This is a genomic window from Longimicrobium sp., assembly GCF_035474595.1.
GTDB lineage: Bacteria > Gemmatimonadota > Gemmatimonadetes > Longimicrobiales > Longimicrobiaceae > Longimicrobium.
Window position 1 is genome coordinate 12,601 of sequence record NZ_DATIND010000068.1, and the last position, 16,423, is coordinate 29,023.

2 protein-coding genes are annotated in these 16,423 nt (G+C 76.1%); both read right to left on the bottom strand.

Annotated elements, in window-relative coordinates; translation table 11 throughout:
- Nucleotides 1–65: 65 nt before the first annotated feature.
- Nucleotides 66–12,551 carry a non-ribosomal peptide synthetase/type I polyketide synthase gene (locus VLK66_RS12050; RefSeq protein ID WP_325309669.1) on the bottom strand — a complete coding sequence of 4,162 codons (12,486 nt, stop codon included), beginning with the start codon at nucleotides 12,549–12,551 and terminating at the stop codon, nucleotides 66–68.
- 37 nt (nucleotides 12,552–12,588) lie between these two features.
- A partial coding sequence (locus VLK66_RS12055; protein ID WP_325309670.1) for an amino acid adenylation domain-containing protein occupies nucleotides 12,589–16,423 on the bottom strand: 3,835 nt, incomplete at its 5' end.

Consider the following 16,423-nt stretch of genomic DNA (forward strand, 5'->3'; position numbering starts at 1 on the left):
CGGGTACGGGTGAGGAGGGTGTCCGGGCGCCGCGCCCGGATCGTCATTCTCCGCGGGCCGCCGGTCTATGCCGCTACCGGAGCGGAGGGGCGGGCGGCTCCGCCGTCGCCGTCGCTGTCGCCGGAGCCGGCGACTTCCAGCAGGCCGGCGACGGCGGGGTTCTCCGCCAAGGACGGATCGGGCGCCTCCCGCGCTGCGGCGCGATCCCCGCGCGCCGACTCCAGCGCGTCGCGCAGGTGCCGCGCGAGCACGCGCACGTGCGGCTCGGACCCCAGCGCCGCGTGCGCGGCGGGGACGTCGTACACGCGCAGCGGGCCGTCCACGTGCGCGGCCCACCCCAGCGCGCGGCGCTCGTCGTCCGTGCGCGTGGCGAGAAAGGCCTCGCGCGCCGGCTGCACCTCGGTGGCGCGGAAGAGCGCCAGGGGGGCGGCCAGGCGGCCCGGGTGATAGGCGGAAAAGCTGCGCGTGCGGTCGAACACCTCGCGGCACGCCGCCATCAGCCGCTCGGCCGTGGCCGCGGGCGCGGCGTCCGGGGGCATGGCTCCCTGCTCGTGCAGGGCGCGGGCAGCGTGGCGCACCGCCTCGTCCAGCTCCATCCCCTCCAGATCCCGCGGCTGCAGGTGGAGGGTGCGGCCCCGCAGGGCGGCGGCGTCCTGCGCCAGGTCCACCAGCACGTCGGTGTCGCGCTCGCGGCTCGCCCAGTCGCGCATCAGCGCGGGCGAGATGGTGTCGAGCATCCCCACGAACGCCACCTCCCGGCCCGCCCGCTCCAGCTGCAGCGCCATCTCGAAGGCCACGATCCCGCCGAACGACCACCCCACCAGCGAGTACGGCCCCTCCGGCTGCGCCTCGCGGATCGCGGCCACGTGCTCGGCGGCGATCTGCTCGATGGGGCGCCCCAGGTCCTCGCCCACGTCGCGCACCCCGAACGCCGGCTGGTCGGCGCCCAGGTGGCGCACCAGGTTCACGTAGCCCATCACGTTGCGGTCGGCCGCGTGGACCAGGAACAGCGCCGGAAGCGATCCGCCGGGCTGCAGCGGCACCACCGACCCCGGCGGCCGCGCGCCCTCGCGCCGCTGCTCCAGGATGGCGTCGGCCATGTGGCGCACGGTGGCGCCGGCGAACAGGGTGGCCACGGGAAGGTCGCACTCCAGCCGGCGGTTCACCTGCGTGAACAGGCGCAGCGCCAGGAACGAGTTGCCGCCCAGGTCGAAGAAGCTCTGCGTGGCGCCGATCCCCTCCACCCCCAGCAGCGCCTCCCAGAGGGGGATGAGCTGCGCCTCCACGTAGTTGCGCGGCCCGTCGGGCTCGCCGCCCGCGCCCTCGTACCGCGGGGCCGGGAGGGTGCGCGGGTCCAGCTTCCCCGTCGCCGTGGCCGGCAGCGACTCCAGGGGGACGAACGCGTCGGGCACCATGTACGGCGGCACGCTGCGCCCCAGGTACCCGCGCAGCGCGGGCGCGTCGGCGTCGCCGGCCACGTAGGCCACCAGCCGCCGGTCGCCGGGCCGGTCCTCGCGCACCACGACCACGGCGCCGCGCACCCCGGGGTGGCGGCGCAGCACCGCCTCGATCTCGCCCAGCTCCACGCGGTAGCCGCGGATCTTCACCTGGCTGTCGGTGCGCCCCAGGATCATCAGGTCGCCGCCCTCCAGCCAGCGCGCGCGGTCGCCCGTGCGGTACATGCGCCGGCCGTCGCCTGCGAACGGATCGGGGACGAACTTCTCCGCGCTCAGCCCCGGCCGGCCCAGGTAGCCGCGCGCCACGCCCACGCCGCCGATGTACAGCTCGCCGGGCACGCCCACCGGCACCGGCGCGCCGTGGGCGTCCAGCACGTGGAAGGCGAGGTTCGGGATCGCCCGCCCCACGGGAACGGGGCCCGCCCGGTGCGCTCCCGGCGGCAGCGTGTAGGCCGAGCAGCCCACCACGGTCTCGGTGGGGCCGTACTCGTTCATCAGCCGCACGCCGGGCGCCTGGTCCTGCCAGAACAGGGTGGGCTCGGCGGAGAGGAAGTCCGCGCCGATCACCAGCGTGTGCGCGGCCCCGCGCGCGTCGCCGGCCGACAGCAGGGGGGTGAGGAGGGAGAGGTGCACGGGGGTGATCTTCACCGGCCCGAACCCCGCGCCCCCCCGCAGCGCCTCGGCCAGCGCCTCCACGGCGTTCTCCTCGGGCAGCAGGCGCACCGGCGTGCCGGCGAAGAGAGCGAGGAGGTTGGTGAGGGTGAGGTCCACGGCCATGGAGGAGAAGACCGGCGATCCATTTCCCCGCCCGGCGCCGTACGCCTCCACCCCCCAGTGGATGTAGTTCGCCACGCCGCGGTGGTGCATCGCCACGCCCTTGGGCCGGCCCGTGGAGCCCGAGGTGTAGATGACGTAGGCCAGGTTCTCCGGGGTGACGCCCGTCACCGGCGCGCCGGCCGGCTCGGTGGCGATCCGCTCGCGCGCGGCGCCGTCCACGCACACCAGCGCGGCCCCGGCGGGCGTGGGGACGGCGCCGCGCAGCCGCTCCTGGGTGAGCACCACGCGCACCCCCGCGTCGCCCAGCACGTAGCCGGTGCGCTCGGCCGGGTGCGCGGGGTCCACGGGAACGTACGCGCCGCCCGCCTTCATCACGCCCAGGATGCAGGGGACGAGGTCCAGCCCCCGCTCCAGGCAGATCCCCACCCGCGTCTCGGGGCCCACGCCCAGGCCGCGCAGGTGGTTGGCCAGGCGGTTGGCCCGCTCGTCCAGCTGCCGGTAGGTGAGCGTTTCGGCGCCGAAGGTGACGGCGGCGGCGTCTGGCGTGCGCCGGGCCTGCGCCTCGAACAGCTGGTGGACGCAGGCGTCCGCCGGGAAGGGCGCCGTGGTTCCGCTCCACGCCAGCAGCCGCGCGCGCTCCGCGGGGTCCACCGGGTTGAGGCGGGAGAGCCGGAGCTCCGGGCTGGCGGCCGCCTGCTCCAGCACGCGCCGCAGCTGCGCCGCCATCCGCCGGGCCGTGGCGGGCTCGAACAGGTCGGTGGCGTACGCCAGCGCGCCCTCCACCCCGCGCGGCGTGATCCACAGCGCCACGGAAAGGTCGGTGCGCGCCGGGCCGCCCTCCATCTCCACCGCGCCCACCTCCACCCCGGCAAGGCCGGGCGCCCCGCCGCCGCCCTCGCGCAGCTCGAAGAGCACCTGGAAGAGGGGCGAGTGGGCCAGGCTGCGCTCCAGCCGCAACGCGTCCACCAGCCGCTCGAACGGCACCTCCTGGTGCTCGAAGGCGCCCAGCACCGTTTCGCGCACCCGGCGCACCGCCCCGGCGAACTGCGGGTCGCCCGAGAGGTCGGTGCGCAGCGCCAGCGTGTTCATGAACAGGCCGACCAGCCCCTCCGTCTCGCCGCGCGTGCGCCCGGCCACGGTGGTGCCCACCACGATGTCGCCGGTGCCGGCGTAGCGGGCCAGGAGCGCCCGGAAGGCGGTCTGCAGCACCATGTACAGCGTGGCGCCCTCGCGCCGGGCCACCCCCTCCAGCCGCTCCACCAGGGCCGGGGGGAGGTGGAGGGGAACGTGCGCGCCGCGGAAGCTCATCATCGCCGGGCGCGGGCGGTCGGTGGGAAGGGAGATCAGCTCCGGCGCGCCCGACAGCCTTTCCTTCCACCACGCCAGCAGCGAGTCCAGCGCCTCGCCCTGCAGGCGGGCGCGCTGCCAGGCGGCGAAGTCCGCGTAGTGCACCGGCAGCCCGGGGAGCGGCGAGGGCTCGCCCCGGCGGAAGGCGCCGTACAGCGCGGCCAGCTCGCGGAACCACACCTCCAGGCTCCACTCGTCGGTCACCGCGTGGTGCATCGAAACCAGGAGCGCGTGGTCCTCGCCGGCCAGCCGCAGCAGCCGCGCGCGGAAGAGCGGCCCCGCCTGCAGGTCGAACGGGCGCCCCGCCTCGTCCGCGGCGCGGCGGCGCACCTCCGCCTCGCGCTCCGCCTCCGGCAGCCCCGACAGGTCGTCCACGGGCAGGGTGAAGCCGGCGAAGGGGGCGATCACCTGCACCGGCGCGCCCTCCACCTCGGGGAGCGTGGTCCGCAGCGCCTCGTGGCGGCGGACGGTCTCGCCCAGCGCCCGCTCCAGCGCAGGCGTGTCGAGCTCCCCCCGCAGCCGCAGGAAGACGGGGACGTTGAAGAACGAGCCGCCGGGCTGCAGCCGGTCCAGGAACCAGAGCCGCTCCTGCGCGAACGAGAGCGGAAGCGGGCCGCCGCGCGCCACCGGAAGCACCGCGGGCGCCGCGGGGAGGGCCGCGCAGCGCAGCGCCTCCACCCGCTCCGCCACCTGCGCCACCGTGGGTCCCTCGAACACCGCCCGCAGGGGAAGCTCCACCTCCAGCGCCTCGCGGACGCGGGACACCAGGCGCATGGCCAGCAGCGAGTGCCCGCCCAGCTCGAAGAAGCCGTCGTGGCGCCCCACGCGCTCCACCCCCAGCAGCGCGGCCCAGAGCTCCGCCAGGCGCGCCTCCACCTCCGTCTCCGGCGCGGCGTAGCGCTCGCGCGACGCGTACTCCGGCGCGGGGAGCCGGCCGCGGTCCACCTTTCCGTTCGGGGAGAGGGGGAGCGAATCGAGCACGACGAAGGCGGCGGGCACCATGTGCTCCGGCAGCCGCGCCCGCAGGTGCGCCCGCAGCGCGTCCGCATCCAGCGGCGCCTCTTCGTCCTCCGTGGAATCCACGGCTCCGGCGGAGGGAACCACGTACGCCGCCAGCCGGCGGTCGCCGGCCGCGTCCTCGCGGGCCATGACGAACGCCTCGCGGACGCCGGGGTGCTCGGTCAGCGCCGCCTCCACCTCGCCGGTCTCGATGCGGAAGCCGCGGATCTTGACCTGGTGGTCGATGCGGCCCAGGAACTCCAGGTTGCCGTCGGCCAGCCAGCGCACCCGGTCGCCCGTGCGGTAGGCGCGCGCCCCCGGCCCGGACGAGAAGGGATCGGGGACGAAGCGCCCGGCCGTGAGCCCGGGGCGCCCCAGGTAGCCGCGCGCCACCCCCTCGCCGGCCACGTACAGCTCGCCCGGTACGCCGACGGGCGCCGGCCGCAGTCCGGCGTCCAGCACGTGCAGGCGAACGTTGCCGAGCGGCGCGCCCACGGGAAGGTTGGGCCAGCGGAGCGAGTGGTCCCTCCCCGCCTCCAGCCACAGGGTGGTGGAGGTGCACGCCGTCTCGGTGAGCCCGAAGGCGTGCACCAGCGGAGCCCCCGCCCCCGCCCATTCGGCCAGCCGCTCGGGCGAGACGCGCTCGCCGCCCACGATCACGAAGCGCACGCACTCCGGCACCCGCGCCCCGGAGCGGGCCAGCTCGTGCGCCCACTGGTGCCAGTAGGCCGTGGGCAGCTCGAAGCTGGTGACGCCGAGCTCGCGGATGGCGCGCACCAGCTCGGGCGGGGTGAAAAGGTCCGCCCCCGCGACGGCCACCGCGGCGCCGGCGAACCAGGTGGGGTACAGCTCCTCCACCACCACGTCGAAGGCGGGCGAGGCGAACTGGAGCACCCGGTCGGTGCCGCGCAGCCCCATCCGCTCCGCGAAGTCGGTGGCGAAGTTCACCACCGCGCGGTGGGCCACCGCCACCCCCTTGGGCCGCCCCGTGGAGCCGGAGGTGTAGATCACGTACGCCAGGTTCTCGGGCACCGCGCCGCTTTCCGGCGCTTCCCCGCTCTCCCGGTCGATCTCCGCGCGACCGCCGTCCAGGCGCACCACCCGCGCCCCGCCGGCCGGGCGCTCCGCCAGCGCGTCCAGGGTCAGCAGCACCCGCGCGCCCGAATCCTCCAGCATGTACGCCTGCCGCGCGGCCGGGTACTGCGGGTCGATGGGCACGTAGGCGCCCCCGGCCTTCAGCACGCCGAGGATGGCCTCCGGCATCTCCGGCCCCCGGCCCAGGAGGATCGCCACCCGCACCTCGGGGCCCACGCCCAGCCGGCGCAGGTGGTGGGCGAGGCGGTTGGCCCGCTCGTCCAGCTCCCGGTAGGAGACGGCGCCGCCGGGGTGGACCACGGCCGGGGCGCCGGGCGTGCGCTCCGCCTGCGCGGCGAAGAGGTGATGGAGGCAGCGGTCGCGGGGGAACGGGACCTCGGTCCGGTTCCACTCCTCCAGCAGGCGCCGCTCCCCTTCGCCGAGCGTCTCCACGTCGCGCACGCGGACGCCCGGGTCGCCCGCCACCCGCTCCAGCAGGCGCTCCAGCCCCGCGATCCAGCGCTCGATCGTCGCCCCGTCGAAGAGGTCGGCGCGGTACTCGCACGCCAGGCTCAGGTCGTCGCCCGTCTCCACGAAGTTGACGTCCAGGTCCACCTTCACGCCGCCGCCGAAGTTCTGCGCGGCCTCGGCGCGCAGGCCGCCCAGCGACATGGCGCCGGGGGGGCCCGCGCGGTCCAGGTTCATCAGCACCGAGAACAGGGGTGCGCGACCCGATTCTCGGGTGCGCAGCACCGCCTCCACCAGCCGGGGGAAGGAGAAGGCCTGGTGCTGCACCCCGCGCAGGGTGGAGCTCCGCACCCGGCGGGCGAGCTCCAGGAAGGTCTCGGCCTCGTCCACCCGCACCCGGATGGGAAGCACGTTCACGGCGTATCCCACCAGCCCCGCCGCCTCGCCCCCGGCCGCCTGCCCCGCCGCCGGCGTTCCCACCACCACGTCGTCCTGCCCGGCCAGGCGCGAGAGCCAGAGGGCCTGGGCGGCCAGCAGGGCGTGGAAGGGGGTGAGCCCGTGCGGCCGCACGGCCGCCGCCAGCCGCCCCGCCAGCGCCGGGCCCAGCGCGCGGCCCATCCGCTCGCCCCGGTAGGCGCGCACCGGCGGCCGCGGCCGGTCGGTGGGCAGCTCCAGCACGGGCACCCCGTCCGCGAACTGCGACCGCCAGTACGCCTGCGCCGGGGCGTCGTCGTCCAGCGCCGCCCCCTGCGCGCCCACGGCGGCCGCGTAGTCGGGGGCCGGGGGGAGCGCCGCCGGGCGCCCGCCGCGCGCCGCGGCGTACAGCGCGTCCAGCTCCCTCCACAGGACGCCGAACGACCAGCCGTCCACCGCCACGTGGTGGGCGCTGAACAGCAGCACGTGCTCGTCCTCCGCCACCCGTCCCAGGGCGAAGCGGGCGACCGGCCCGTGCTCCAGGTCGAACGGGCGGCGCACCATGCGGCGCACCCACGCCTCCACCGCCGCCTCGCGCGACTCGGCCGGCACGCCGCGGAAGTCCTCGCGCGGCAGTTCCACCGCCCACGCGGGGTGAACGAGCTGCGCCTCGCCGTCGGGGGTGAGGGTGATGCGCAGGGCGTCGTGCCGGTCCACCAGCGACTGCAGCGCGCGGTGCAGCGCGTCCGCGTCGAGGGCGCCGTGCAGGCGGATGGCCGCCGACTCGATGTAGGCGAGCGACGCCTCCTCGCCCATCTGCGACTCGATCCACAGCTGCCGCTGCCCGTCGGTCAGGCGCACGCGGCGGATCTCCCCCGCCCCCGCCGCGCCGTTCGCGGAGGGCGCGGCGGAGACGACCGCCGGAGCGGAGGCGGTCGCGGTCCCGTCGCCGCCGGCGCCTCCGCCCGCCCCGCCGTCCGGGCCCGGGGGGAGGAAGCCCCCGTCCCGCATGGCCTCCACCGAGGCGCGCACGGCCTGGAAGAAGGTCTCCAGGTCGTCGTCGGTGTGGGCGGTGGAGAGGAAGTGCGTGCCGGTCTCGGGGATCATGTAGATCCCGTTGAGAACCAGGTGATGGTTGAAGAGGTCGGGGTGCTGGAAGGCGGCCCCGAAGAAGAAGCGGAACGACGAGCTGAACTGCACCGCGGTGACCGGGTACCGCCCCGCCTCGAAGAAGGCGTTCAGCCGCGCCATCAGGCGGGTGGTGCGCTCGTTCAGCGCATCGTACATGGGCACGCCCCGGCGGCGGATCTCCTCCAGGACGGCGCAGGCCACCGCCATCGAGAGCGGGTGCTTGAAGAAGGCGCCCGCGAACACGGTGCGCTGCGCGGTGGGGTACGAGTCGTCGCCGTAGCTGAAGACGCCGCCGTCGAACACGTCCATCACCTCGCGCCGCCCCGCCACCACGCCCATGGGAAGCCCGCCCGCCACGATCTTCCCGTAGGTCACCAGGTCGGCCTTCACCCCGAAGTGCGCCTGCGCGCCGCCGGGATGCACGCGAAAGCCCGTGATCAGCTCGTCGAACAGGAGCAGCGTGCCGGCCTCGCGGGTGATCCTGCGCAGCTCGTGCAGGAAGGCGCGGGGGTGGATGTCCAGCCGGCGGCTCTGCACCGGCTCCACCATCACCAGCGCCAGCTCGTCCAGGTGCCGGGCCAGCGTCTCCAGCGACGCGGGGTCGTCCCACTCCAGCATCAGCACGTCCTGCAGCGGGGCCGGCGAGACGCCGGGGCTGGTGGGGCGGATCTCCCGCTGATCGCCGGTGGTGAGCCGGCCCAGCACCACGTCGGCCCAGCCGTGGTAGGCGCCCGAGAACACGGCGATGCGGTCGCGCCCGCTGTAGGTGCGGGCGGCCCGGATGGCGCCCATCACCGCTTCCGTCCCCGAGTTGCAGAAGACGGCGCGGTCCACTCCGCCCAGCTCGCACACCAGCTCGGCGGCGCGCCCGGCGTGGGGCGACTGCGGCCCCACGCCGTAGCCGCGCTCGATCTGGTCGCGCATGGCCCGGCTCACGAACTCGGGGGCGTGGCCGAACAGGTTGCACCCGAACGACATCCCCGTGTCCACGTACTCGTTCCCGTCCACGTCCCACACCCGCGAGCCCAGCGCGCGGGTGCTGACGATGGGGTACAGGATCTCCTTCCACGCGCGGCGGAAGCGCGCGGTCACCCGGGTGTCGGCCAGCGGGGCGTGGTAGCGCACCTGGTGCGCCTTGGACCCCTTCGTCCGCTCCACGTACCGCGCGATGAAGCCCTCCAGGTACTCGCGCTGGCGCGGCGTCATGGCGCCCCGCCCCTCGGGGTTCACCGCCTGGAAGGGAACGAAGGTCTCGGGCTGGATCCGGGCGCGCGGCGCCGGCTCCACCGCCTGCACCTTCACCCGCCCGGCGGCGCCGGCGGAATCGCCCTCCCGCGCGCCGGCCTCGCCAGCCGGCGCGGCGGCGAGCGTGGGCGCTGCGGGGGACGTGGCCGCGGATGCCGCGGGATGGGCGGAGGCGGAGGCGGCGGGATGCCCGGCCGCGCCGGTCGCCGCCGCGATCTGCTGCGCCATCAGCTGGCCCATGGCTTGGAGCTGCTGCGCGAACAGGCGCTCCAGCGTGCCGTCTCCCGCTCCGGCGGCCGGCGGCGGCGCGGGCGGCGGGTAGACGTGGGGCGGGACGGCGATCGTCCGCCGCGGCTCTCCGCCGGGCGTCGCGGACACGGGCTCCGACGCGGGCGATGCGCTCCCATCGACGGAGGGGACGACGGCGCGGGCGCTCTCCATCTCCGGGACCTGTTCGAGCTTCCCGTTCCGCCCGGCGTGGATCGCGGCTCCCGGGGGGAGAACCCGGTCCAGGTGCCCCGCCAGCGCGCCCAGGGTGGAGATCTCTTCCAGCAGCTCGATCAGCGACACGCGCACGCCCACCCGCTTCTCGATGGCCTGGATGGCCTGGAGCAGGAGGAGCGAGTCGAACCCGATCCGGAACAGGTCGGCGTCCGTCTCCACCTGCCCCGGGGAGCGGCCGGTGAGCTCGGCCACGATCTCCTTCAGCACCTCCAGCAGCGTGCGCTCGCGCGGGGAGGGCGCGGTCTCCACGGGCTGCACGGCGGGCGATTGGTCGTCCATCGGGTCCGGTCCTTTCAGGTCGGGGCTGCCGGCGGCGCCGTCCGCCGGCCGGGCGTCGATCGCTGCCGTGCCTGCCGCGCCCGCTTCCGCCGCACGCGCGGGGTGCGGGTCCACCCAGTACCGCTGCCGCTCGAACGGATAGCCGGGGAGCGGGATGCGCCTGCGCCGCTCGCCGGCGCCGAAGGCCGCCCAGTCCACCGCCACCCCGGCCGTCCAGAGCCCCGCCAGCGCTTCCAGCAGGAAGCGCTGGTCCGAGACGTGGTTGTGGCGGTGGCGGAGCGAGCCGAGCACCACCGGGTCTTCCGGCTCCCCGCCGGCCGGGTGCTGCATGGCCCAGGCGCCCAGCGTCTGCCCGGGGCCCACCTCCAGCAGGGCGAGGCCGGGCTCGCCGCGCAGCGCGCCCACGCAGTCGGCGAAGCGCACGGTGCGGCAGAGGTGGCGCGACCAGTAGGCGGGGGAGCGCGCTTCGTCGTCCGTGATCCACGTTCCCGTCACCCCGGAGACGAAGGGGATCTCCGGCGCGCGCAGCTCGAACCCCGCCACCAGCCGCTCCACCTCGCCGGCGGCGGCGGCCATGGCGCGCGAGTGGAATGCGTGGCGCGCGGGAAGGCGGCGGCTCACCGTTCCCCGCTCCGCCAGCGCGGCCCGGAACGCCTCGATCTCTTCCACGGGACCGGCGGCCACGCAGCTCTCCGGCGTGTTCACCGCGGCCACGTCCAGCTCCGCGGGAAGGATCTCCCGCAGCGCCGCCTCGCCCAGGGGGACGGCCAGCATGGCGCCGGCGGGGAGCGCGCCGATCAGCTCGGCCCGGAGCGCCACCAGCCGCAGCGCGTCCTCCAGCCGCAGCACGCCCGCGACGCACGCCGCCACGTACTCGCCCAGCGAGTGGCCCGCCATGGCCGACGGCCGGACGCCCCAGCCCATCCACAGCCGGGCCAGCGCGTACTCCACCACGAACACGGCGGGCTGCGCGATGCGGGTGTCGTCCAGCGGCGAGTCCTCCTCCGCGTCCGTATCCCCGCCCAGGAGCCGGCGCAGGTCCCATCCGCCCTTCTCCTTCTTTGCGGATGGGTGGTCGTCGTTTGGCTGGGGGGATGCGGAGCCCGCGGGGGAGAAGAGGAGGTCGCGCAGGTCGGAGCCCAGCACGGGGCGCAGGATCGCGCAGCACTCGTCCACGGCGTCGCGGAAGACGGGCTCGGCGTGGTAGAGGCCGCGGCCCATGTCCACGTACTGCATCCCCACGCCGGGGAAGAGGAATGCCAGCGGGCGCCCGTTGCGCGGCACGGCGCGCGAGCCGCGGGCGGCCGCCTTGCGCAGCGCCCGGGCGCCCTCCTCCGCGTCGCGGCAGACCACGGCGAGCCGGTGCTCCATCTGCGCGCGGCCGGCCCGCAGGGTGAACGCCGCGTCGGCCAGCGGGGGAGACTCGGCCTCCAGATGCGCCGCCAGCTTCCCGGCCGCCGCGGCCAGCGCCGTGGGCGTGCGGGCGGAGAGGACCAGGAGCTGGAGATCGCGCGACGGCGCCGGCGGTTCGGGCGCGGGCGCCTCCTCCAGCACCACGTGCGCGTTGGTCCCGCCGATGCCGAACGACGAGACCCCCGCTCGCCGCGGCGTGCCGTTGCGCGCCCAGGGGCGCAGCTCGGTGTTCACGAAGACGCGCCCGCCCAGGGCCCGGATCTCGGGGTGCGGGTCGGCGCAGTTCAGCGACGGGGGGATCTGGCGGCGGCCCAGCGCCAGCACGGTCTTGATCAGCCCCGCGACCCCCGCCGCCGCGTCCATGTGGCCCACGTTGGTCTTCACCGAGCCGATGGCCCACGGAGGGCCGCTCCCGGCGCGCGAGAGCACCTCCGCCAGCGCCTTCAGCTCGATGGCGTCGCCCAGCGGCGTGCCGCTCCCGTGCGTTTCCACGTACTGCACCGTGGCCGCGTCCACCCCCGCCACCGACAGCGCCTCGCGGATCACCCGCGCCTGCCCGGTCACGCTGGGCGCGGTGTAGCCCACCTTCTGCGCGCCGTCGTTGTTCACCGCCGAGCCGCGGATCACCGCGTGGATGGTGTCGCCGTCGGCCAGCGCGTCCTCCAGCCGCCGCAGCGCCACCACGCCCGCGCCGTTGCCGCGCACGGTGCCGCGCGCGCCGGCGTCGAAGGCCCGGCAGTGGCCGTCGGGCGAGGCGATCCCCTCCGGCGAGTACAGGTAGCCCATGCGCAGGGGAACGACCACGGCCGAGCCGCCGGCCAGCGCCAGGTCGCACTCGCCGTTGATCAGGCTCTGGCAGGCCACGTGGACCGCCACCAGCGAGGTGGAGCAGGCGGTCTGCACGGCCACGGCGGGGCCGCGCAGGTTCAGCCGGTACGCAGCGCCCGACGCCAGGTGGTCCTTGTCGTTCGCCAGCACGATCCGCATTCCCCCCACCGCGCGCACCAGGTCGTCGCGCCCGGCCACCCGCTCCAGGTAGGCGTTCAGCCCCGACCCCGCGAACACCCCCACGGGCCGCTCCACGCGCCCCGGGTCGTAGCCGGCGTGCTCCAGCGCCGACCAGGCGCATTCCAGGAACAGCCGGTGCTGCGGGTTCAGGATCTCGGCGTCGCGCGGGTTCATCCCGAACACCCCGGCGTCCAGCTCGTCGGCCCCGGGAACCAGCGCGCCCGCGGGAACGAAGCCGGGGTCGTCGAGCACCGCCGCCCTCGTCCCGGCCGCCAGCAGCTCCTCGCGGGTGAAGACGGTGATGGACTCCACCCCGTCGCGCAGGTTGCGCCAGAAGGCGTGGATGTCGTCGGCGCCGGGGAAGCGCCCCGCCATCCCCACCACCGCCACCTCCAGCCCCGTCGGCTCATCGGCCCCGCCGCCGTGCTCCGTCATCGCCATCGGTCCCGCCCCGGATGGATGTGGCATCGCCCTACGCTCCCCGCCGCCGGCGCGCTTCCAGGCGGCGGTCGAGCGCCGCCTGCCGGGTGCCGCCCCGCTCGCCCGCCTCGTCCACCGCGGCCGCGCCGGACCCGCCGGCCAGCCGGCCCGCCAGGGCGCGCACCGTGGGGTACTGGAACAGCTCCACCACGCGCACCTCGCCCACGGCGGCGGCGGCGAGCCGCGCCTGCAGCCGCACCAGGAGAAGCGAGTGGCCGCCCAGGTCGAAGAAGTTGTCCTCGACCCCCACCTCGTTCACGCCCAGCACCTCGGCCCACACCGCCGCCACCCGCGCCTCCAGCTCGGTCTCGGCCGTGCGGCGGCGGCCGCCCGGCTCCACGCCGGGGGGCGGCGGGAGCGCGCGCCGGTCCACCTTGCCGTTGCGGGTCAGCGGGAGCGCGGCCACCCCGACCACCGGCCCCGGCACCATGTAGCCGGGGAGGTGGCGCCGCAGGTGCGCCCGCACCTGCTCCGCGTCCGCCGCGCCCACCACGTACGCCACCAGCCGCGGGTCCCCGGCCACATCCTCGCGCGCCACCACGACGCAGTCGTCCACGGCGGGGTGCCGGCGCAGCACCGCCTCGATCTCGCCCGGCTCGATGCGGAAGCCGCGCACCTTCAGCTGGCCGTCCAGCCGCCCCAGGTACTCCAGCTCGCCGGCGGCCCGCCACCGCGCCCGGTCTCCCGTGCGGTAGAGCCGCGCCCCCGCTCCGCCGAACGGGTCGGGAACGAACTTCTCCGCCGTCAGCGCGGCGCGTCCCAGGTAGCCGCGCGCCACCCCGGCGCCACCCAGGTACAGCTCGCCCGGAACTCCCGCGGGCACCGGCCGCCCCGCCCCATCCAGCACCCAGGTGCGCGCGTTCTCCAGCGGGCGGCCGATGGAGGGCCGCCCCCCGCCGGGCGCCACCCGTCCCGACGAGGCCGCCACCGTGGCCTCGGTGGGCCCGTAGGCGTTGTGCAGCTCCACCGCGCCCGCCCAGCGCGCGGCCACCCCGGCCGGAAGCGGCTCACCCGCGCTCAGCACCACGCGCAGCGAGGGGAGCTCGGCGGAGTCCATCACCGCCAGCACCGAGGGGGGGAAGGTGGCGTAGGTGATGCGCTCGCGGCGCACCGTCTCGCGCAGCGCGTCGCCCGGCACCAGCGCCTCGCGGGTGGCCAGGACCAGCGTGGCGCCCGCCAGCAGGGCGCCGAAGAGCTCGTGCACCGCCGCGTCGAACGAGAACGACGCGAACTGCAGCACGCGGTCGCCGGCGCGCAGCCCGCACCGCGACCGGTTCCACCACGCCTCGCTGCCGATGCCGCGGTGGGGGACGGCCACGCCCTTGGGGCGGCCGGTGGAGCCGGAGGTGTAGATGACGTACGCCAGGATGTCGGGATCGGCGCACACGCGCGGCGCCGTCTCCGGCCGCGCGGCGATCGCCCCGGCGTCGGCGCGGAGATCCACCACCGGGGGGAGCCCGTCCCCGCCGAGCGACTCGGGGAGGGCGCCGGCGGTGACCAGGAGGCGCGCGCCGGAGTCGGCCAGCATGTAGCGCAGGCGGTCTTCCGGGTACTCGGGGTCCAGCGGGAGGTACGCGGCGCCGGCCTTCAGGATCGCCAGGATGGCCACCACCGTTTCGGGGGCGCGCTCGGCCACCAGCGCCACCACCGCCTCGGGGCCGGCGCCGCGCGCCGCCAGGTGGTGCGCCAGCCGGCTGGACGCGGCGTCCAGCTCGCGGTAGCTCATCGTGCGGCCGCCGCACGAGAGCGCGTGGGCCTCCGGCGTCCGGGCCGCCTGTTCGGCCACCAGGCGGTGCACGGGACGGGGATCGTACGCCCCGCCGCCGCCGCTCCACTCCTCCACCACCGCGCGGCGCTCCGCGTCCGTCAGCAGGGCGATCTCCGAAAGGCGTCGGCCGGGGTCTTCGGCCACCTGCTCCAGCACCCGCTCCAGGTGCCCCAGCATCCGCCGGATCGTCGCGCGCTCGAAGAGGTCGGTGGCGTAGGCCAGCATCGCCCGCAGCCCCCCGTGCCCGGCGGCCACCACCAGGCTGAGGTCGAACTTGGTGGTCCCGGCATCCGCGTGGACGATCTCGCCGCGCAGGCCGGCCAGGCCGGCCGGCGAGAGCCCGGCTTCCTCCAGCGCGAACGCCACCTGGAAGAGCGGCGAGTGGCTCAGCGAGCGCTCCGGCCGCAGCTCGGCCACCAGCTTCTCGAACGGCAGCTCCTGGTGCTCGTACGCACCCAGCGCGGTCTCGCGCACCCGCCGCAGCACCTCGCGGAACCCCGGGTCGCCGCCCAGGTCCGTGCGCAGCACCAGCGTGTTCACGAACAGGCCGATCACCCCCTGCACCTCGGCCCGCGTGCGCCCGGCGATCGGGCTCCCCACCAGCACGTCGCCCGTCCCCGCGTACTTCGAGAGCAGCACCTGGAAGGCGCCCAGCAGCACCATGTAGAGCGTCGCCCCCTCGCGCCGCCCCAGCGCCTCCAGGCGCTCCAGCAGCTCGCCCGGATACGCCGTCCGCTCGTTCGCACCCCGGTACGTCTGCACCGCCGGGCGGGGATGGTCGGTGGGCAGCTCCAGCAGCGCGGGCGCCCCCGCTAGCCGGCCGCTCCACCAGGAGAGCTGCCGCTCCAGCGCCTCGCCCCGCAGCTGCTCCCGCTCCCACGCCGCGTAGTCGGCGTACTGCACCGCCAGCTCCGGGAGCGGCGGCTCCCTCCCGTCGCGGAAGGCCTCGTAGAGCGCCGACAGCTCCCGGAAGAGCACGCCCATGCTCCATCCGTCGCTGACCGCGTGGTGCAGGCAGAGGAGAAGCACGTGCTCCTCCTGGTCCAGCCGGAGCAGCCGGGCACGGAAGAGCGGGCCGGCGGCCAGGTCGAACGGCCGCACCGCCTCCTCCTCCGCGCGCCGCCTCATCTCCGCCTCGCCGCCCGTCCCGAGGTCTTCCACCGCCAGGGCGAAGCCGGCGAAGGGGAGGATCACCTGCACCGGCGCCCCGTCCTCCTCGCGGAAGACCGTGCGGAGCGCCTCGTGCCTGCGCACCACCTCGCCCAGCGCCCGCTCCAGCGCGGCGGCGTCCAGCTCGCCGCGCAGCCGCACCCCCAGGGGGATGTTGTAGAAGGCGCTCTCCGGCTGCAGGCGGTCCAGGAACCAGAGCCGCTCCTGCGCGAACGAGAGCGGCAGCGCCCGGTCGCGGCCCACGGGCACGATCGGCGGCGCCTGCGGAAGGTCCGCCCGCTGCAGCGCCTCCACCTGTCCGGCCAGCGCCGCCACCGTGGGCCCCTCGAAGACCGCGCGCAGCGGCAGGGCCACACCAAAAAGGTCGCGGACCCGCGCCACCAGCAGCATCGCCACCAGCGAGTGGCCGCCCAGCTCGAAGAAATCGTCGTGGGCGCCCACCCGCTTCACCCCCAGCACCTCGCACCAGAGGACGGCCAGCAGCTCCTCCACCGGCGTCGCGGGCGCCGCGTACCGCTCCCCGTCCCCCCCGTACTCCGGCGCGGGAAGGGTCTTCGGATCCACCTTGCCGGTCGCCGTCCGGGGCAGCGAATCCAGCATCACGAAGGCGGCGGGGACCATGTAGTCCGGCACGCTCCGCCGCAGGTGCTCGCGCAGCGCGGCGGGGTCCGCCCCTTCCGCCACCACGTACGCCACCAGCCGGCGGTCGCCCGGCGCGTCCTCGCGGACGACGACCAGGCAGTTGGACACCGCCTCGTGCCGCCGCAGCGCCGCCTCGATCTCGCCCGGCTCCACGCGGTAGCCGCGGATCTTCACCTGGCTGTCGGTGCGGCCCAGGATCATCAGGTCGCCGCCCTCCAGCCAGCGCGCGCGGTCGCCCGTGCGGTAC